Source organism: Rhizobium sp. Root1334 (genome assembly GCF_001426665.1).
GTDB lineage: Bacteria > Pseudomonadota > Alphaproteobacteria > Rhizobiales > Rhizobiaceae > Pararhizobium.
Genome location: NZ_LMEY01000027.1, coordinates 310,670 through 331,743, shown reverse-complemented (window position 1 = coordinate 331,743; position 21,074 = coordinate 310,670). Strand labels below are relative to the sequence as shown.

The window sequence follows — 21,074 nt, the reverse complement described above, 5'->3', positions numbered from 1 at the left end:
CCACCGGACAAAGGCTTACGTCTGTCCTCCACCCGGCACCGGCCCTGTCTCACCGCTACGCCTAGCGGTCTCGCCGATGACAGGACGCAATGATGATGACACAGGTTTTGATCGCGGGGATTTTCGGTGCGATTGGGGTGCGCGGGCGTAGAGGAGATTGGGCGACAAGTATTTGACGTTAAAGGGAAGATGCTCGTTTTGTCCTGCTCACGCGAGATGATTTTTTAGCACCCGGGAGGATGGATATTTCCTCCGCCATCCCCGCTGCAAGGACTGACATGACGGAGAGATTTGAGGCCCCCCAAAAAATCCTTGCCGGAGATGACCGCCGGAAATAGTGGTAACAGCGCCGGCCTGCCTGGTTTCTGCGGCTTTCAAGCCGTCCGCAAAGCGATCTTTACCGGCTGGCTTCGCGCAGGAAGCGGCCGGCGGCCCAGCCGCGGATGCCGTCTTCGGTGGAGACGCGGCACCAGCGCTGGCCGGCCGACATGCGGCAACCCATGTTGCGCAGCAATTCGCCGTTGACCAACTGGGCGACGACGCGGCCCTGCGCCGAGGGCAGGGTACGGATGTTCAGCGTGTCGTTCGAGGAGACGCCGGACACCTGCCACCAGTCGGGTCCACCGGACAGGCCGTCGGCATAATCGCCACCCGGCTGTGGTTTGGCAGCGACGGCGCCTGTAGCGCTGACTGAAAGGGTGTAACGGGCCGTCTCGTTGCGCCGGGCGGCATTGCGCATCAGGTAGACGGTGATCTTGTAGTCACCACTGGAGGGAACCCTGGCCTGGAAACGATTGCCCTCGCTGGAGCCGGCGAACATGGCTTCGGCCGCGCCGGGGGCGGTCACGTTGAAATAATTGCTGGCATTGCTGGTCTGCAGATCGACGGTCAGCCGCTGGCCGGCCGACAGGTCGACGTGATACTCGACGCTTTCATAGCCGCGAATGGTATCGCGCACGACGGTGCCGGATTTGCCGCGGGGGAAGGCAAGCCGCTCGTTCGCCGTCTGGGCGAAGCTGACGGTCGGAAGGTTGACGAAGGCGAACGCGGCAAGGAAGAGGCCGAAGCCAAGGACGAAAGCCAATGGTTTGGGGGTGGTCAACGTCATGTCAGTCTCCATCTGATCTGCCAGCGGCCGGAATCTCGCAACGATCGCAACTTATTCCGTCTTCGTGTCCCCCGTCTATAACCCTTCGTTGTATCGGCGTTGCCGTGCCGGTATATGTTGCGGAACTGCCGTTGCATTGTCCGTTTCAGAAACCACCGAGCGAGTGTCCCTGCATCATGTCATTCCGTATAAAGCTTCATCGCGACGGCCCGGAATTTTCCAGAATGGTCTGGGGTGCGTTTCGCATTGCCGGCAATCCGGAAACGAGCGGAATCGCCTCGATTGCCCGCACTGTCGATACATGCCTTGATGCCGGGATCACCACGATCGACCATGCCGATATCTATGGGGGATACCGCGTCGAGGCGATGTTCGGCGCGATGTTGGCCACCCGCCCGGACCTGCGCAACCGGATCGAGCTGGTGACGAAATGCGGCATCGCGCTGACCGGCCCGGCTCGGCCGGAACATCGGGTCAAGCACTATAACAGCACGGCCGGGCATATCCGCCTGTCGCTGGAAAATTCGCTGCGCAACCTGAAGACCGATCATGTGGATTTGCTGCTGCTGCACCGGCCCGATCCGCTGCTGGACGCGGCCGAGGTGGCCGGGGTGTTGGAGGCACTGGTCAAGGAGGGCAAGACGCGGGCGGTCGGCGTCTCGAACTATACGCCGTCGCAGGTCGCGCTTCTGCAAGCGAAGCTCAACATCCCGCTCGTCGCCAACCAGATCGAGCTTTCGGTCAGCCATACGGCGCCGCTCACCGACGGAACACTGGACGATTGTCAGCGTCTGGGGATCTCGCCGATGGCGTGGTCGCCGCTGGGTGGTGGACGCCTGTTCGACCGGGAGAAAGGCAACCCGCGGCTTGTCGATCTCTTGACCGCACTTGCTGCCCAATATGGCGTTTCGGGACCGGGCACGGTCGCACTGGCGTGGTTGTTGCGGCTGCCTTCGAAACCGCTGCCGATCATCGGCTCGACGGATCCCGAGCGGGTGAAGGCGCTGGCGCGGGCGGTGGAGATCGAGTTTGATCTGCAGGACTGGTTTCAGGTCCTGGAAGTGGCGAGCGGGCGGCCGGTGGCGTAAGGACTGGCGGCGGTCAGCGCTGCAATTTCCGATCTGCCAAGGTTCGGAACATCGCCGGGCGTCACCCCACCCCGGCACGGCGGGCCGAGCCTCCCCCTCAAGGGGAGGGTGGAACGAGGCGGTGCCTCCTCATCCGGTCAGGTAATGACAGACGGTTCGGTGCGGCCGGTGCGGGTCTTGATACCGGCGATCAGATCGGCAACAGCGATCAGATCGGCAAGGGCTTCCTGGCTTTCCGTATCATGCTTGGAGGCATCGGGCTCATAGCGTTCGATATAGACGCGCAGGGTTGCGCCCGACGTGCCGGTGCCCGACAGGCGGAAGACAACGCGGGAGCCGCCTTCGAACAGGATGCGGATACCCTGGTTGTTTGAGACCGATTTGTCGATCGGGTCATTGTAGGAGAAGTCGTCGGCGGTGGCGACCTTCAGCTTGCCGAAGGTCTTGCCGGGCAGGGTGGCGAGCTGGTCGCGTAGCGCCGTCATCAAGCCGTTTGCGGCATCCGAATCAACTTCTTCATAGTCGTGGCGGGAATAGTAGTTGCGGCCGTAGGTGGTCCAATGCTGGCGGGCGATATCCTGGACGCTTTCCATGCGCACGGCGAGAATGTTGAGCCAGAGCAGAACCGCCCAGAGGCCGTCCTTTTCGCGCACGTGGTTTGAGCCGGTGCCAGCACTTTCCTCGCCGCAGATGGTGACGAGGCCTGCATCCATCAGGTTGCCGAAGAATTTCCAGCCGGTCGGGGTCTCGAACATGCCGATGCCAAGCTTTTCCGCAACGCGGTCGGCGGCGGCACTGGTCGGCATCGAGCGGGCGATACCGGCAAGACCCTTGGAATAGCCGGGCGCCAGGTTCGCATTGGCGGCGAGCATTGCAAGGCTATCGGACGGGGTGATGAAAATGCCCTTGCCGATGATCAGGTTACGGTCGCCGTCGCCATCGGATGCAGCGCCAAAGTCCGGCGCATCGTCGCTCATCATTTCCTCGTAAAGCGCGCGGGCGTGGACGAGGTTGGGGTCCGGATGGTGGCCGCCGAAATCAGGAAGCGGAATGAAGTTCAGCACCGAGCCCTTGGCAGCGCCCAGACGGTTTTCGAGGATTTCCTTGGCATAGGGGCCGGTCACCGCGCTCATGGCGTCGAAGACGATGCGGAAGCCGCCGCCGATCAGGTTGCGGATAGCGGGGAAATCGAACAGTTTCTCCATCAGTTCGGCATAGTCCGAGACCGGGTCGATGACGACGACTTCCAGGCCGGCAACATCCTGGCTGCCTTCGATATCGAGGTTGATATCGGCGACCTCGGCGATCTTGTAGCTTTCGATCGTGCGGGTACCGGCATAGATGGCGTCGGTGACCTTTTCAGGGGCCGGACCGCCATTGCCGATATTGTACTTGATGCCGAAATCCTCGGTCGGGCCGCCGGGATTGTGGCTGGCCGAGAGTACGATGCCGCCAAAAGCCTTGTATTTGCGGATGACGTTGGATGCAGCCGGCGTGGAGAGAATGCCGCCGCGGCCGACCAGAATGCGGCCGAAACCATTGGCTGCAGCCATCTTGATGGCGATCTGGATGACTTCGCGGTTGTAAAAGCGGCCGTCGCCGCCGATCACCAGCGTTTCGCCCTTGAACCCGTCGAGGCTGTTGAAGATCGACTGGATGAAGTTCTCGGCATAGTTCTTCTGCTGGAAGACCGGGACCTTCTTGCGCAGACCGGACGTGCCGGGCTTCTGGTCCAAATAGGGCGTGGTCTGAACGGTTCTGATCATGGTCTTAGCCTTTCGCAAGAAGACTGGAATAGAGGTCGGCATAGCGATGCGCACTCATATCCCAGGAAACGTCTGATTTCATACCCTGGGCCTGGAGACGAGCCCAGACTTTCGGTTGCCGGTAGGCGGTAAATACACGCCGAAGCGCCTGGCGCAAACTTGCAGCAGAAACGGGCGAGAATTGGAAGCCGGTGGCAACTTTTGCAGCGAGCGCCGCTTCGTTGGCATCGATGATCGTATCGGCAAGGCCACCGGTATGGGCGACGACCGGCACGCAGCCGTAGCGCAGGCCGTAGAGCTGGGTGAGGCCGCAGGGCTCAAAACGGGACGGAATGAGGATCGCATCGGCGCCGGCCTGCATCAGGTGCGACAGGGGTTCGTTGTACCCGATCACCATGCCGACCCGGCCGGGATGGCGGGCTGCGGCAGAGATGAAGGCACCTTCGAGGGCCGGATCGCCGGAGCCGAGCACGGCAAGCTTGCCGCCATTGTCGACGATATCGTCGATCACCTCGGCGAGCACGTCCATGCCCTTCTGCCAGGTCAAACGGCTGACGACGCAGAAGATCGGGCCGGGAGCGTTGTCGAAGCCGAACTGCGCCGACAGCGCCTTGCGGTTGGCTTCGCGCTTCTTCAGCGAGGTTGGGCCATAGGTTTCGGCGATATTCTTGTCTGTCTGCGGATTCCAGATCTCGGTGTCGATGCCGTTGACGATGCCCGAGAGGCTGGACAGGCGGGCCGTCAGCAGGCCTTCAAAGCCCATGCCGAATTCCGGGGTGAGGATTTCCTGGGCATAGGACGGGCTGACGGTGGTGATGGCGTGGGCCGTTTGCAGGCCTCCCTTGAGGAAGCCGACATCGCCGAAATACTCGACATAGTGCATCGAAAAGGCTTCCGGCGGCAGCGCCAGCTCGGCAAAGACATCCGGCCCGAACTGCCCCTGGAAGGCAATGTTGTGGATGGTCAATACCACCGGCGTCGCATGGGCGGGACCGAATCGCATATAGACCGGCGTCAGCGCCGCCTGCCAGTCATGCACATGGACGAGATCCGGCTTCCAGCTCGGCAGCAGGCCACCGGCGATCTCGGCAGCAGCCAGAGACAGGGCCGCGAAGCGGCGGAAATTGTCGGCATAATCGCGGCCGGTCTGATCGACATAGGGCCCGCCGTCGCGATCGAACAGTTCGGGTGCATCGAGCACGAGAAGATCGAGGCCATCGTGATCGACGGCAAGGATCGAGGCGGGGTTGCCGAAGAGATTGTCGAAGCCGCCGATCTTTTGCGGCTTCTTGAGCTTTTGCATCACCACCGGATAACCCGGCATCAGCGTGCGCATGCGCACGCCGTGCGGTTTCATTGCCGCCGGCAGGGCGCCCGCCACATCGGCGAGACCCCCTGTCTTGATCAGCGGAAAGACTTCCGATGCGACGGACAGAACTTCCATGCTCACAGATCCAGCTTGTCGATCATCGCCTGGGTGATCAGGCAGATGCCGTTTTCCGAGCGGCGGAAGCGCTTGGCATCGAATTCCGGATCCTCACCGACGACGAGGCCTTCCGGGATGACGACGCGGCTGTCGATGACGACGTTGCTGAGCTGGGTGTGCCGGCCGATCTTGACGTTCGGCAGGATGACTGCCCCATCGAGACGGGAATAGGAATTCACCCGGACGCCGGTAAACAACATGGAGCGGTTCAAGGATGCGCCGGAAATGATGCAGTCGCCTGATACCAGCGAGGAGGTGGCGGACCCGCGGCGATTTTCATCGTCATGGACGAATTTTGCCGGCGGCTTGATCTCGGCGAATGTCCAGATCGGCCAGGTGCCGTCGTAAATGTCGAGTTCCGGGGTGACGTGGGTGAGGTCGATATTGGCCTGCCAGTAGGCATCGATCGTGCCGACATCGCGCCAATAGGCTTCGCGCTCGAAATCGGAGCGGACGCAGGACTGGTTGAAGCGGTGGGCGACGGCTTTGCCGTGCTGGACGATGTAGGGAATGATGTCCTTGCCGAAGTCGCGGCTCGATGTCGGATCGGCGGCGTCGCGGCGCAGCACATCCATCAGGAACTTGGTGTGGAAGACATAGATGCCCATCGAGGCCAGCGCCATCTCCGGATTGCCGGGAATGCCCGGAGGGTCGGCTGGCTTTTCGACGAAAGCGATGATCTGGTCCTTGTCATCCACATGCATGACGCCGAAGCCGGTCGCTTCCATGCGCGGCACTTCCAGGCAACCGATGGTGACGTCGGCACCGGAATCGACATGCTGCTGCAGCATGAGTTCATAGTCCATCTTGTAGACATGGTCGCCGGCCAGGATGACCATGTATTCGACACCATGATCCTCGATGATATCGATGTTCTGATAGACGGCGTCGGCGGTGCCTTCATACCATTGCGTCTCGGAGACGCGCTGGGAGGCGGGCAGGATGTCGAAACTTTCGTTACGCTCCGGGCGCAGGAAGTTCCAGCCGCGCTGCAGGTGGCGGATCAGCGAATGCGCCTTGTACTGGGTCGCGACGCCGATGCGGCGGATACCGGAATTCAGCGCGTTGGAGAGCGCGAAATCGATGATGCGGGCCTTGCCGCCGAAATAGACCGCAGGCTTGGCGCGGCGATCGGTCAGTTCCTTCAGGCGGCTTCCGCGGCCGCCGGCAAGGACGTAGGCCATTGCATCACGGGCGAGGGGCTGGGTGCGTTTTTCCATTGAATTTCCTCCCGATAGTATAGTTCCAGGGCGATTTGACCGCTCGTTGGAACTGCGTCCTCTCCAAATACTATTGTGGTCCGCGACGTGAACGGGTCTTGGGAGCCCGCCATGGCGTGGACTAGTCCTGCTCCAGCATCAATGTCGCCAAAGGCGGCAGGGTGATGGTTGCCGTAATAACGCCTGCACTGTTTTTGGTTGCCTGGACGGCTCCTCCGTTGCCTTTGCCGCTGCCGCCATAAATCTCGGCATCGCTGTTGAGAATTTCTTTCCACCGCCCCTCCACCGGCAACGGTATCGTATAATTTTCCCGGTAGACCGGGGTAAAGTTGCTGATGACGGCGATGGTTTTTTCACCGGGCGCCTTGCGCAGCCAGGCGAAGACAGAATTTTCCCGGTCGTCGGCAATCAGCCATTCGAACCCTTCTCCCTCGCAGTCGCGGGCGTGCAGCGCGGCCTTGTTGCGATAGGTGCCGTTCAGGTCACGCACCAGCCGGCGCATGCCTTCATGCAGGGGATACTCCAACAGGTTCCAGTCGAGCGCGCGGTCTTCCGCCCATTCCTGCCACTGGGCGAATTCCTGCCCCATGAACAGGAGCTTCTTGCCGGGATATCCCCACATGAAGCCGTAATAGGCCCTGAGATTGGCGAACTTCTGCCAGTCGTCGCCGGCCATCTTGGCAATCAGCGAGCCCTTGCCGTGCACCACTTCGTCATGGGAAAGTGGCAGCACGAAGTTTTCGCTGAACGCATAGAGCAGGCCGAAGGTCAGGTCGTTGTGGTGGTGCTTGCGATGGATCGGCTCGCGCTGCAGATATTGCAGCGTGTCGTGCATGAAGCCCATGTTCCACTTGAAGCCGAAGCCGAGGCCGCCGGCATGGACCGGAGCGGAGACTTTCGGCCAGGAGGTGGATTCCTCGGCGATTGTGATGATGCCGGGATGGCTGCCGTAGACTTCCTTGTTCATGGTCTGGAGGAAGCGGACGGTATCGAGATTTTCGTTGCCACCATATTCGTTCGGCACCCATTCGCCATGCTTGCGCGAATAGTCGAGATAGAGCATCGAGGCGACCGCATCGACGCGCAAACCGTCCAGATGGAATTTTTCGGCCCAGTAGAGCGCGTTGTTGACGAGGTAGGAAAACACCTCGGCGCGGCCGAAATTGTAGATCGCCGTGTTCCAGTCGGGGTGGTAGCCCTGACGCGGGTCCTCATGCTCATAAAGGGCGGTGCCATCGAACCAGCGCAGGCCATGGGCGTCGGTCGGGAAATGGGCAGGCACCCAATCGAGGATGACGCCGAGGCCGACTTTGTGGGCGCCGTTGACGAAGCGGGCAAAACCTTCCGGCTCGCCGAAGCGGGCGGTCGGCGCATAGAGACCGGTGGTCTGGTATCCCCAGGAGGGATCATAGGGATATTCGGTGATCGGCAGGAACTCGATATGGGTGAAGCCCATATCGACGCAGTAGGGGATCAGGCGTTCTGCCAGTTCGTCCCAACTCAGCATGTCGCCATTGTCGCGCCGCTGCCAGGAAGCGGCATGAACCTCGTAGATCGAGATCGGCTGGCGGCGGGCATCGACGCTGGCCCAATGGGCGCGGTGCGCGTCGTCCTGCCAGACCTGTTCGATCTCTCCAGCCGTCATCGAGGCATTTTTCGGGCGCAGTTCCGAGCGGCGGGCGAAAGGATCGGCCTTCAGCGGCAACAACTCGCCATTCTTGCCGACGATCTCATATTTGTAGATGGCGCCCGGCTGGACGTCCGGCACGAAGATTTCCCAGATGCCGGTATCCTGACGCAGCCGCATCACGTGGCGGCGGCCGTCCCAATCGTTGAAATCACCGACAACCGAAACACGCCTGGCATTTGGCGCCCAGACGGCGAAGTGAAATCCGTCCGCGCCGTCATGTTTGATCGGATGCGCGCCCATTTTGTCGAACAGCCGCAGATGCGAGCCTTCACGGATATAGTAATCGTCCATCGGACCGAGCACCGGCCCGAAGCTGTAACAATCGGTGACGGTCCATTCACCGCCGCTATTGCGGGCACGGTAGCGGACCGGCTGTGCCTTCTTGACGGCAATGATGCCCTCGAAAAAGCCGGCATCGTCGCGCCGGGTCAGCGTACCGATCTCCTTGCCGGTCAATGTTTCGGCAGTCACCGTTTCGGCGCCGGGGATGAAACAGCGGGCGACGAACTCCTTGCCTGCGGGATGGACGCCGAGGGCGGCGAACGGATTGCTATGCGTGCCAGCGAGGATCGCCGCGATCTCTTCCGCCGACAGACTGGCTGGCAGAGCGGCAGGTGTGGCGTCTTTCGGCACTGATGTCATCCGGCTCTCCAAATTTCCCCGGCATATTGCCTGATTGTACGGTCAGAGGAAAACCAGCCCATGCGCGCGGTGTTACGAATGGTCTTGGAATACCAGCTTCCCGTGTCCGTCCAGATCGCGTCCACCTCGCGCTGGGCCTTGGTATAGGCATCGAAATCGGCCGCCACCATGAACCAGTCGTGATTGTAGATGCCGTCAATAAGGCCAGTGAAGCGATTGCGATCATCCGGAGAGAAGACGCCGGACGAGATCGCGAACAGGGCCTGCGACAGCTCACGCGATTGCTCGATGATGGCGCGGGGATTGTGGCCCTCGGCGCGCACCTTGGCGACTTCATCCGCCGTCATCCCGAAGATCTTGATGTTCTCTTCGCCGACCCAGTCACGCATTTCGACATTGGCGCCGTCGAGCGTTCCGATCGTCAGCGCACCGTTCAACGCGAACTTCATGTTTCCGGTTCCGGACGCTTCCATGCCGGCGGTGGAAATCTGTTCCGACAGGTCGGCGGCCGGTACCATGATTTCGGCCAGCGAGACGTTGTAATTGGGGATGAAGACGATTTTCAGCAGGCCGCGCACGGCCGGATCGTTGTTGATCACCTTGGCGACATCGTTGGCCAGCTTGATGATCAGCTTGGCATTGTGATAGCTCGGCGCCGCCTTGCCGGCGAACAGCTTGACCCGCGGAACCCAGTCAAGCTCGGGATGCGAGCGGATCTGATCATAGAGCGAGATTGCCTCGATGATGTTGAGGAGCTGGCGCTTGTATTCGTGGATGCGCTTGATCTGGATGTCGAACATCGCCGATGGATCCAGCCGGATGCCCATACGGCTCTGCACCAGTTGGGCCAGCTTGACCTTGTTGGCGCGCTTGATGGCGGCGAATTTTTCCTGGAAATCCGGCTTGTCGGCAAAGGGATCGAGCGCCTGTAGGGCTTCTGTATTGTCCATGAACTCATCGCCGATCGCACCGCGGATCAGCGTGACAAGCTCGGGATTGCATTGCATCAGCCAGCGGCGCGGCGTGATGCCGTTGGTCTTGTTGTTGATGCGCTCCGGATAGAGCCGGTGCAGATCGGCAAACACGGTTTCCTTCATCAGCTCGGTATGGAGCGCGGAAACGCCGTTGATGGAATGGGATCCGACAAAGGCGAGGTTGCCCATGCGCACGCGGCGGTCGCCGCTCTCGTCGATCAGCGAGATGTTGCGGACTTCCTGATCGCTGTGCGACTTCTGCTTGCGGGCCTCGAGCAGGATCTTGGCGTTGATCGCATAGACGATCTGCATGTGGCGCGGCAAAAGCCGTTCGAATAATGGCACGGGCCAGGTTTCGAGCGCTTCCGGCAGCAGCGTATGGTTGGTGTAGGAGAATGTGTGGCGGGCAATATCCCAGGCGGTTTCGAAATCCATGCCGTGAACATCCGTCAACAGGCGGACGAGTTCGGCAACGGAGACGGCCGGATGGGTATCGTTCAGCTGGATCGCCACCTTGTCCGGCAGCGAGGTGAAATCCGGATATTGCTGCAGATGGCGGCGCAGGATGTCCTGCAGCGAGGCGGACGAGAAGAAGAATTCCTGGCGCAGGCGCAGTTCCTGACCGGCTGGGGTTGCGTCTGCCGGGTAGAGGACGCGGGCAAGGCTTTCGGCCTTGTTGCTTTCTCTGAGCGCGCCGATGTGATCACCGGCATTGAAGGCATCCAGCAGGATCGGGTCGATCGGATGGGCTGTCCACAGGCGCAGCGTGTTGACGCGCTTGGCGCGCCAGCCGACGACCGGCGTATCGCAGGCCGTGGCGATAACACGCTCGGCCGGTTTCCAGACGTAGCGGGTGACTTCCTCATCGACATTGACGGTTTCGACCGAGCCGCCGAAGCCGATTTCGTAGGAGCTTTCGCGGCGCTCGAATTCCCAGGGATTGCCGTGGGCAAGCCAGGTTTCCGGCAGCTCGACCTGCCAGCCATCGGCCATCTGCTGGCGGAACAGGCCGTGGACGTAGCGGATGCCATAACCATAGGCAGGGATATCGACGGTTGCCATCGATTCCATGAAACAGGCGGCCAGGCGGCCAAGACCGCCATTGCCGAGTGCTGCGTCGGGTTCCAGAGCTGCGATGACGTCGAGATCGACGCCGAACGAGGCCAGCGCCTCGCGGAGTTCGTCCATCAGGCCGATATTGGTGACGGCATCGCGCATCAGGCGGCCGATCAGAAATTCAAGCGATAGATAATAGACGCGCTTGGCATCGGTGGCGTAGGTCTTGCGCGTCGATTCCATCCAGTTGTCGGTAATGCGGTCGCGCACGACCAGGATGGCCGCGGTCAGCCAGTCATGCGGTTTGGCGACTTTCGGGTCCTTGCCGATGCGGTAGGTGAGGCGCTCGATGATTTCCTGGGCAAGGACTTCGGCGCTCGATGCGCGGGGGGCAGCGCTCGGAATTTTCTCGTTGGACAAACGATCGATCATGGAAAAGGCTTACCCTCTGCGAGCGGTTTGGGAGACCGGAGGCGAACACCAACGGGGCATATGAGCGATTTATGCACCGATACGAAGCGCTTGCAATAGTGTTTTCAATAAGATGAAAATTGTAGAAGAGGGCCGGTTCGAAACGGCTTGCGATTTGCCGGATAGCGCGAAAAAGCCCGCGCCGGTATCTCGGAACGGGCTTTCGATTGCAAAGGGTAAAGCGGTTAATGCGTCAGGCGAACGGTCATGGCCGTGGCTCGCCCACCCTATCGGCCGTTTTACTTTGTCAGGCGGACATAGCTCCCGTCGGCGCCGCAGGTAGCGGTGACCGTGTAGAAAAAGTCCTGCCGGTCCCAGCCGCCGCCGTCTTCCCAGGCATGGTCCTGCGTTTTGGTGCAGCCGAAATACCTTTCCAGCGATGCCTTTACGCCGAGGGGGACTTGCTTTCCGTCCACGAACAGATGGTTGCTTGTGGCGGGGTCATCGGTGCGCAGAACGGAGTTGAAAGACTGGTCTGCCGTTTTGGTGCTCTTGTTGCACGTGACGGTGCTGTTCTTGACCGTGGCCTTGTAGCCTATGTCGCACCCATCGTTCTTGATGTCCATGCGGAGTGCCAAATTCGTATACTTGCCAAGGTCGATAATCCCTTTCGGGTTGGCCACGTAGGTGCCTGAACCGCCGCCCGCCTGGGTCGTAGGCTGATAAACCACCGTACCGACAACATCTTCAGTGGTGGCGCCTTTGCGCAGGACGAGAATGGAAATTTTCTTGTAGTACCAGCCCTGCGCCTTGGTTGGTGTGAAGGTGATCTTTTCGGGCTTCATCGGAGACAGCGCCGATGCAGTGACGCTCACATTGACGGAGTTTATCGATGCAATCTTCATCAGGCTCGTCGGCACCGGCTTGGTCATCGTGACGGTGAGTGTATTATCCTTGGCGCCGACCTTATAGCGCAACACACTGAGTTTCTCATCCGGGTTGGTTTCTTCATTGATAGCCTCTTCATCCAGCGCGCCTTTTGCCCGCGCTGCGATAAACTTCTCGGCCATCGCCTTTGCCGTCGAGAAATTGCTGCCGTCGAAAACCCCTCCACCGGCCAAAACCGCCCCATCGGCGATATCCTGCAACTTGGACTTCTCCGAGAAGGCAACGCTGTAATCGACCGCAGAACCACCCGCAACAAGAACGACGGGCAAGATGACGGCGGTCAACATTGCGAAATTGCCGGACTTATCGGCGGCAAGATTAAGGCATGATTGAAGAAGACGGGTTTTCTTGGTCACTTTTTACCTACCTGGAATAATCATTTTCCCATGAGGCAGGGTTTTATCCGGTAAATATTACGATCCCGTTCAGCGCATGGGTTGCAATTGAATACAATTCTAATTGTCCCTTGAACGCAGGCGTTTCCTCCGGTTCCGGGTGTACAAAAAGGGGACCGGGGATCTTCCCGTTTCGGGTCACTGTAGAGGAATGACGTCGACGGCCTGTTCGGTCTTGTGCGATCCGTAGCTTTTCAAAACACCGATGACTGGTGCGACATCGCTATAGTCGCGGCCGTGGCCGACGACGATGTGATCGAGGCCTGCGAAAATATTGTTGGTCGGGTCGAGTTCGAGCCAGCCGGTGGTCGTTCCACACCAGACACGCACCCAGGCATGCATGGCGTCGGCACCTTCGAGGCGTTCCTTGCCCGGCGGCGGGATGGTGCGCAGAAAGCCGCTGACATAGCCGGCGGGGATACCGAGGCTGCGCAACGCCGTGATCATCACATGGGTGAAATCCTGGCAGACGCCGCGCTTCAGCTTGAAGGCCTCGCGCGGGGTCGTATCGACCGTGGTCGCTTTCGGGTCGTAAGCAAAGTCCGTGTGGATCTGGGCGCAGATGGCGGTGGCGATCTGGCGGATGGTCATGCCGGATTTGACGATGTTGCGGGCATAGGCCCCGATCGCTGCATCCTCTGGAAGACGCGGGCTGGCGCCGAGGAAATGATGGGGCGAATTGGCGTCGAGCGACCAGAGATTGGCGATCTCCGTGGGAAACCGTGACAGGTCCGGTGAAAAATCGGCGGCGAGCGGCTGTTGGTCCAGCTGGACGCGGGCCTGCATGCGGATCACCAGCTTTTCGTGCTGCTTGCGAAACAGGATCGAGGTCGAGGGATTGGCGAAGAAATCGATGCTGTCGCGCCGCTCTTCCGGTGCCGGCGTGCAGGTGACGGTGCCGGCAACGAGGCGCTGGCGATCGGGAAGCGACAGGGGGAGCACGCGCACGACATGGCGGCCGCCGGAGACCGGGACTTCGTAGGTGTAGGTGATCCGCAGATTGATATCGTAGAGCATGGGCTTCTCAATTCCGGCGCGGTGCGGCGTTTGTCGTATCTTATCCGAGATAGGTTTGCGCGAGGATGTCGGAGAAGCGGCCGAGTTCCTGTTCCAGATTGTTGTAGACGGCGGCATTCATGGCTTCAGGCGTCATGACGGCAAGGCCAGCGTGGAGCTTCATGGCTTCGCGATAGAAGGGCGACATCTGGCCGTTGGAGAAGGCATTCGGCAATTGCTCGACCTCCGTCTTGATCTCGTTCAGCTGGTAGAGGATCGAGCGCGGGTTGAGCGGGTCGAGCGCCAGAAGGTCGGTGACGGTGAGCGAGGCGGTGTTGACGTTGTAGCGGCGGCGGTGGGTCATGACGCTGTCGCCGATTTCGAGCAGCATGTCGTAAGCGCCATCGGGCGCGTCCTCGCCGGACAGGTGGCCAAGCAGACGGGTCATGTGCAGGCCGCGCTCGAGATAGCGGCCGATCGACAGGAAGCGCCAGCCGGTGAAACGGTACATGTTTTCATGCACCAGACCGGCAAAGCCTGCGAGCTTGCGCAGGAGCACGGTCATCGCATGGGTGGCGTCGTCGCCCGCCTGGACCGTCGACTGGAATTTGCGGGCGGTCTTGGCGAGATCGTTGAGCGCCAGCCAGCCATCGGCGGAGAATCGGTCACGGATGTTGCTGGCGGAAAACAGGGCGCTGTTGATATTGGCCATCAGGCTGTCGGGCACCGGCTGTTTCGTATCGATATCGAGCCCGGCCAGATAGTCGGTGATATCCTTCAACAGCGGCATTTCGGTATTGGCGGTTTCGGCGAAGCGTCCATGCCACGCGCGCAGGATGCGCAGCGCACCTTCGGCCCGTTCGATATAGCGGCCGAGCCAGAAGAGATTGTCGGCGGCCCGGCTCGGCAGGCTGCCGGGCATGATGCGGATAAAACTTTCCTCCGCCGGTAGAAGCGTCATCTGCTCGACGGGTTTCTGGCTGACGATCCAGACATCGGCGGCCGAGCCACCGGCCTGCATGGCGATGGCAGCGGCGTCGGCTCCGGAGCCGATGCGGGCAAAGCCGCCGGGCATCACCTGCCAGCCATCGCGGGTGCGGGCGACGTAGACGCGCAGGCTCATCGGCCGCGGCGTCAGCTTGCCGTTGATCCAGGCGGGCGTGGTGGAGAGGGTGACGACTTCCTGGCCGACGAGTTTCGGGCCGTCGGTCTGCAGCCATTCTGCAACGGATGTCTTGGCGGTATCGCGCAGCGACGAGCCAAGCACGGATTGGCCGTTATCGTCAAAGAACGGCCGGGTGGAATAGGCCGGGCCGATGACCATCTTCTCGATATTGCCCGCTACCTGATCACGTTCCGGCTGCTGGCCGCACCACCATGTGGCGATGCTTGGCAGCACGGGATCTTCGCCAAGCAGATGACGGCAGATGGTCGGCATGAAGGCGAGAAAGGCGCGGGTTTCGAGGATGCCGGAGCCGAGTGAATTGACGATCGAGACAGAGCCGGAGCGCAGCGCCTCGACAATGCCGGGCGTGCCGATATGCGAGCTCTGGTTCAGTTCCAGCGGATCGGCAAAGGCGGCATCGAGGCGGCGCCAGAGGACACCGACGGGTTTCAGACCAGCGACGGTGCGGACCATGACGCGGCCATCGACCACCGTCAGGTCTTCACCTTCCAGCAGCATGAAGCCGAGATAGCGGGCGATATAGGCGTGTTCGAAATAGGTCTCGTTGGCGACGCCCGGCGTCAGAACGGCGATGCGGTCGTCCGGATGTTTCTTGCGCGATTGCAATTCGTCGCGGAAGGCACCGAAGAAGCCCGCGAGGCGGTGGACATGGGTTTCGGCATAGAGATCGGAAAAGGCGCGGGTGGTGGCGACGCGGTTTTCGAGCGCGAAACCGGCGCCGGACGGGGCCTCGGTGCGGTCCGACAGCACCCACCAATTGCCGTCCGGGCCGCGGCCGATTTCGAAGGAACAGAAATGCAGGAAATGGCCGTCGGCCGGCAGAACCCCGACCATCGGGCGCAGGAATTCCGGATTGCCCGCGACCAGCGACGGGGGCAGGAACCCTTCGGCGACAAGCCGGTTCGGGCCGTAGATATCAGCGGCGATGCGCTCCAGCAGTTCGGCGCGCTGGACAAGCCCCTTGGAGACGGCCTGCCATTCGGTGTCGTCAATCAGCACGGGGACATGCGAAAGCGGCCAGTTGCGCTCCGAATTCTCCTTGGTGCCATAGGCCCGGTAGAACACGCCGGCATCGCGCAGGTAGCGGTCGGCGCGGGCGAAGCGGTTGGAGAGTTCCGTTTCGTCCATGCGGCCGATGGAGGATAGAAAATGCTGCCAGACCGGCCGGACATTGCCTTGCGTATCGAGCATTTCATCGGCAATGCCGGGGAGTGCACGATAGCCGAAGACCGGATCGTTGCCGATCCGGTCTTCGCTGCGTGTCGCCTGGGCCGTCTGTTTCTTTGACATCAAGGTCCTACATGCCTGCCGGACGCCGCAAATCGAGCGTCAGGGGAAATTCTGCCGATGGGGCTTCCGGCGCCAGAGCAAAGGCTCCGGCGGTATGCCCCCACGGTTCGAAACGGGCGAGCCTTCTGGCTTCCGCTTCATTGCCGTTCACCGGGAACGTGTCGTAATTGCGTCCACCCGGATGGGCAACATGGTAGATGCAGCCGCCGATCGAGCGTTTCGACCATGTATCATAAATATCGAATGTAAGTGGCGTGTTAACCGGCAAATTGGGATGCAAACCCGACGCGGGCTGCCAGGCCTTGTAGCGCACCCCGGCGACGGACACGCCATTAAAGCCGGTCTTGGTGAGCGGCAATGCACGGCCATTGCAGGCGACGGTATAACGCTCGGGATTGGCGGTTTCCAGCTTGACCTGCAGGCGCTCGACGGAACTGTCGACATAGCGCACGGTGCCGCCGATCGCGCCTTCCTCGCCCATCACATGCCAGGGTTCCAGCGCCTGGCGCAGTTCCAGCTTGGCGCCCCCATATTCGACTTCGCCGCAGAAGGGGAAACGGAATTCGAGCTGGGCTTCGAACCATTCCGGGCGGATGTCGAAGCCGTTGGCTCTAAGGTCGTTGAGCACGTCGAGGAAATCCTGCCAGACATAATGCGGCAGCATGAACCGGTCGTGCAGCGTCGTGCCCCAGCGCACCAGCTTGCCTTCGCCCGGGTTCTGCCAGTAGCGGGCGATCAGCGCCCGCACCATCAGTTGCTGGGCAAGGCTCATGCGGGCATTCGGCGGCATTTCAAAGCCGCGGAATTCGACGAGGCCGAGGCGGCCGGTCGGGCCATCCGGGGAAAACAGTTTGTCGATGCAGATTTCCGAGCGATGGGTGTTACCGGTGACGTCGGTCAGAAGATTGCGGAATAAGCGGTCGACCATCCAGGGCAATGGTTGTTGTCCCGCACCGGGCGGCGGCACCTGCGCCATGGCGATTTCCAGTTCGTAGAGCGTATCGTGCCGGGCTTCATCGACGCGCGGCGCCTGGCTGGTCGGGCCGATGAACATGCCGGAGAACAGATAGGACATCGATGGATGGCGCTGCCAGTGCAGCACCAGGCTTTTCAAAAGGTCCGGGCGGCGCAGGAACGGGCTGTTGCCTGGATTGTCGCCGCCAACAACCACATGGTTGCCGCCGCCGGTGCCGGTATGGCGGCCATCGATCATGAACTTGTCGGCGCCAAGCCGGGTGAGGCGGGCTTCCTCGTAGATCGCCGTGGTGATGGCGACGCAGTCGGCCCAGTTGGACGCCGGATGGATATTGACCTCGATGACGCCGGGATCGGGCGCAACGCGCATGATATTGATGCGCTCGTCCTGCGGCGGTGAATAGCCTTCGATATGAACCGGCAGGCCGAGATCGGCGGCTGCCTTTTCGGCGGCCGCGACCAAATCGAGATAGTCCTCGATCCGCTCGACCGGCGGCATGAAGACACAGAGGCGGCCATCGCGCGGCTCGACGCTCATGGCGGTGCGCACGGCGCCGCGGATGTCATCCGGCGAACCGGCGATCGTTTGTTCGTTGCGGTCCTGCTGCGGTTCGCTTGATCTACGCGATGCCTGCGCCAGCGTCCGGGACGGCGCGCTGTAATCCGGCAGGGGGCCACGCGGGATCGAAGGGTCGGCCTGATGGATATATGGGTACTGCGACGGCGGCACATAAGGCAGGGTGCCGAGCGGCATACGGAAGCCGATCGGGCTATCGCCGGGGATCAGGAAAATCTTGCCGCGGCGGGTTTTCCATTTTTCACTGATCCAGCGGCGTCCATCGGCCTTGGCGTTCCACGCCTGAACGGGCAGGATATAGCCGGTTGCCGTCGTCAGGCCACGCTCGAACACCTTGGCGATACGGGCGCGTTCCTCGGCGCTTTCGAGTTTGGAATTGGACGGGTCGACATTTTCGGGAAGGCTGCCTTCCTTGATGATCCATTCGGCCGGATCCTCGAAGGCCGGGATGATCATGTCCGGCTCGATCTCGAGAGCCGCCGCGATGCCGGCCAGGAGGTCTGCGGCATGCTTTTCCGTCACTGCGGTGTTTTGGCCTTCCGCGGCAATCAAGGCCGGATCGTGCCAGATCGGCTTTCCGTCCTTGCGCCAGTAGAGCGAGAACGTCCAGCGCGGCAGGCTCTCGCCGGGATACCATTTGCCCTGGCCATAATGCAGGAAGCCGCCGGGGGCGAAGCGCTCACGCAGCCGGCGGATCAGTTCGTCGGCCTTGTCGCGTTTGGTCGGGCCAACGGCGCCGGTGTTCCATTCCTCCGATTCAAAGTCGTCAATCGAGACGAAGGTCGGTTCGCCGCCCATGGTCAGGCGCACATCGGCATCGTTGAGCACGGTATCGACATGTTCGCCGAGGGCATTCAGCGCCTGCCAGCTTTCCTCTGAAAACGGCTTGGTGATGCGCGGATGTTCGGCGACGCGCGCCACCTTCATGTCGAAGTCGAAGGTCGTGTTGGCATCGCCATAGAGGCCGCCGGAGATCGGTGCGGCGTTGCGGTAATGTGGGGTGGCTGCGAGCGGGATGTGGCTTTCGCCGGTCAACAGCCCGGACGTGGGATCGAGCCCGACCCAGCCGGCGCCGGGGATATAGACCTCGCACCAGGCGTGCAGATCGGTGAAATCGACTTCTGTGCCAGACGGGCCGTCGAGCGCCTTCAGGTCCGGGGCGAGCTGGATGAGATAGCCGGAGACGAAACGGGCGGCGAGGCCGAGATTGCGCAGGATTTGGACGAGCAGCCAGCTGGAGTCGCGGCAGGAGCCGAGCGCCAGCGCCAGCGTCTCTTCCGGCGTCTGGACGCCGGGCTCCATGCGGATGACGTAGTTGACTGTCTGTTGCAGGCGGGCATTGAGGCCGACGATGAAATCGATGGTGCGGGTGGGGTTGAGGTCGATGCCGTCCAGATAGACCTGCAGCACCGGGCTCATCGGCTCCGGCTGCATGTAAATCTTCAGGTCGTCGCGGATGTCTTCCGGGTAGGTAAACGGAAATATCTCGGCCTCTTCCTCGATGAAGAAGTCGAAGGGATTGTAGACCGTCATGTCGGCGACGAGATCGACCTCGATCTTCAACTCGGTGACGGGATCGGGGAAGACGTAGCGGGAAAGATAGTTGCCGTAGGGGTCCTGCTGCAGCGTGACGAAGTGGTTTTCCGGCGTGACCTTGAGCGAGTGGCTGATGACCTTGGTCTTGGAATGGGCGGCCGGTTTCAGCCGGATCACCTGGGGGCCGAGCCGTACCGGCTTGTCATACTTGTAATGCGTCAGGTGATAGATGCTTGCCTTGATCGCCATGCTGTCCCCTTAAAGGCGGATCTATGCCGCCATTGAAGGGATTTTGTGCAATGCGAAGAGAGATTGCAAGGCGCAATTCCCGACGGAGGGATTCATGCGCCGCAGGAGTATCCGCGTATGCGTGACAGTTATTCCTGCGGCTCGATATTCTGATTGAGGCGGAACAGGTTTGCCGGGTCAAGGCGGGCCTTCAGCCGGGCAAGGCGCTGGTATTTTTCGGGACCATAGGCATCGCGGGCGATGTTTGAACCGCTGTCACCCTGCTCGTTGACATAGTTGCCGATGATCGAACTGTCGGACAGCAACCGACCGGTGGTGCGACCCCATTCGATACACCTGTCATCGTCGGCCATGTCATCCCAGATCGGTTCGGATAGCCAATAGTAGCCTGCGCTTCTTCCGGTGTAAGCGGTTGCGTCGTCCGGTATATCGCGGATCGCGCCGCCGAGCTGGATGGCGTAAATCTCACAATCCGGCGTCGGTGCTTGGGTGATCGCCGCCACAATATGTTCGATTGCCCCGTCGCTGATATCGGGCCAGAAGCCGCCCTTGGAATAATAACGGCGCGACCATGCGAAGGCCGCGTCGTTGCGGCTCTGTAAAGTGAGATAAGGCAGGTTCTCGAGGCCACCGGTGGCGCCGTCCGCCAGGGTACCGAAAGGGGATAAGGCGGCTCTTGCGAGCCCGGCGTCTCCGTACCAGACGGCTGTGACGTTGATGCCGGACGGGGATACCGTGAATGATACCGCAAAATCGTTGGATTGTTCACGCGCCAGGCCGCGCAATCCCGATAAGACCTGCCGCGCACGCTCTATCGGGTAGAGCCATTGACCTGCGACGATGCCGCTGAACGGATGCAACTGGAACCTGAAGCGGGTAATGACGCCGAAATTTCCGCCGCCGCCGCGGATGGCCCAGAAGAGTTCCGGGTTCCAGGTCGGGCTCGTCCAGGTGACATCGCCGGTGGCGAGAACAATTTCGGCGCCCAGCAGGCTGTCGATGGTCAGCCCATATTTCCGGCTTGCCCAGCCCATGCCTCCACCCAGCGTCAGGCCGGCGACCCCGGTATGGGAAATCACGCCCGCCGGGACGATGTAGCCTTTCGGAACTGTTGCGCGGTCAAGATCGCCAAGCAAGGCGCCGCCGCCGACCTCGACGGTCTGGGCGGTGTTGTCGATGACGACGGAACGGATCAACGACAGATCAAGCACCAGGCCGTCATTGCAGGTGGACAGGCCGGGCAAGCTATGGCCACCGCCGCGCACGGCGAGCAAGGCTCCGGAGGCGGCCGCCGCCCGCACGGCCCTTTGAACATCCTCGATATCCTGCGGGCGCACGATCGCGGCAGGCCGCCGGTCGGCGATCCCGTTCCAGACACGGCGATAGCGATCATAGTCCGGATCGCCGGCCGTGATCACCGGACAGTGAAGTTCTGCAGCGGTCAGTGCGTCGAGCAGCGAATTGGACATGATGTTTGACCC

General features: G+C 61.3%; 12 protein-coding genes. 1 reads left to right on the top strand and 11 read right to left on the bottom strand.

What is annotated here, in order from left to right; translation table 11 throughout:
* Positions 1–397: 397 nt before the first annotated feature.
* Positions 398–1,108: an SH3 domain-containing protein gene (locus ASD36_RS23465; protein ID WP_082512308.1), complete on the bottom strand. Its 711-nt coding sequence runs from the start codon at positions 1,106–1,108 to the stop codon at positions 398–400.
* A gap of 176 nt (positions 1,109–1,284) precedes the next feature.
* Here ASD36_RS23465 and ASD36_RS23460 point away from each other — a divergent pair, with 176 nt between their 5' ends.
* Positions 1,285–2,196, top strand: coding sequence for an aldo/keto reductase (locus tag ASD36_RS23460; protein WP_060506576.1), 912 nt, complete (start codon positions 1,285–1,287; stop codon positions 2,194–2,196).
* 137 nt (positions 2,197–2,333) lie between these two features.
* On the opposite strand, the gene ASD36_RS23455 is transcribed toward ASD36_RS23460, so the two are convergent.
* The 10 genes from ASD36_RS23455 to ASD36_RS23410 form a co-directional block, all read right to left on the bottom strand.
* On the bottom strand, positions 2,334–3,962 hold the full coding sequence (locus ASD36_RS23455; protein WP_060511909.1) for an alpha-D-glucose phosphate-specific phosphoglucomutase: 1,629 nt from the start codon (positions 3,960–3,962) through the stop codon (positions 2,334–2,336).
* Positions 3,963–3,966: 4 nt separating this feature from the next.
* Positions 3,967–5,406, bottom strand: a complete 1,440-nt coding sequence (gene glgA / locus ASD36_RS23450) for a glycogen synthase GlgA (protein WP_060506574.1) — start codon at positions 5,404–5,406, stop codon at positions 3,967–3,969.
* A 2-nt stretch (positions 5,407–5,408) separates the two neighbouring features.
* A complete protein-coding gene (gene glgC, locus ASD36_RS23445; RefSeq protein WP_060506573.1) occupies positions 5,409–6,668 on the bottom strand; it encodes a glucose-1-phosphate adenylyltransferase in 1,260 nt (419 codons plus the stop codon).
* A gap of 121 nt (positions 6,669–6,789) precedes the next feature.
* Complete coding sequence (gene glgB / locus ASD36_RS23440; RefSeq protein WP_060506572.1) at positions 6,790–9,000, bottom strand: 1,4-alpha-glucan branching protein GlgB; 2,211 nt, start codon at positions 8,998–9,000, stop codon at positions 6,790–6,792.
* Entirely contained in the window at positions 8,997–11,459 is a 2,463-nt protein-coding gene (locus ASD36_RS23435) for a glycogen/starch/alpha-glucan phosphorylase (RefSeq protein ID WP_060506614.1), read from the bottom strand. Before ASD36_RS23435 ends, glgB begins: the two co-directional genes overlap by 4 nt.
* Positions 11,460–11,740: 281 nt before the next feature.
* Positions 11,741–12,676: a pilus assembly protein TadG-related protein gene (locus ASD36_RS23430; protein ID WP_082512314.1), complete on the bottom strand. Its 936-nt coding sequence runs from the start codon at positions 12,674–12,676 to the stop codon at positions 11,741–11,743.
* 246 nt (positions 12,677–12,922) lie between these two features.
* Positions 12,923–13,801, bottom strand: a complete 879-nt coding sequence (locus ASD36_RS23425) for a transglutaminase family protein (protein ID WP_060506570.1) — start codon at positions 13,799–13,801, stop codon at positions 12,923–12,925.
* A gap of 40 nt (positions 13,802–13,841) precedes the next feature.
* A complete protein-coding gene (locus tag ASD36_RS23420) occupies positions 13,842–16,256 on the bottom strand; it encodes a circularly permuted type 2 ATP-grasp protein (RefSeq protein ID WP_060506569.1) in 2,415 nt (804 codons plus the stop codon).
* A 7-nt stretch (positions 16,257–16,263) separates the two neighbouring features.
* On the bottom strand, positions 16,264–19,593 hold the full coding sequence (locus ASD36_RS23415; protein ID WP_060511907.1) for a transglutaminase family protein: 3,330 nt from the start codon (positions 19,591–19,593) through the stop codon (positions 16,264–16,266).
* A gap of 128 nt (positions 19,594–19,721) precedes the next feature.
* A complete protein-coding gene (locus ASD36_RS23410) occupies positions 19,722–21,062 on the bottom strand; it encodes an FAD-binding oxidoreductase (protein WP_060511906.1) in 1,341 nt (446 codons plus the stop codon).
* Positions 21,063–21,074: the final 12 nt, after the last annotated feature.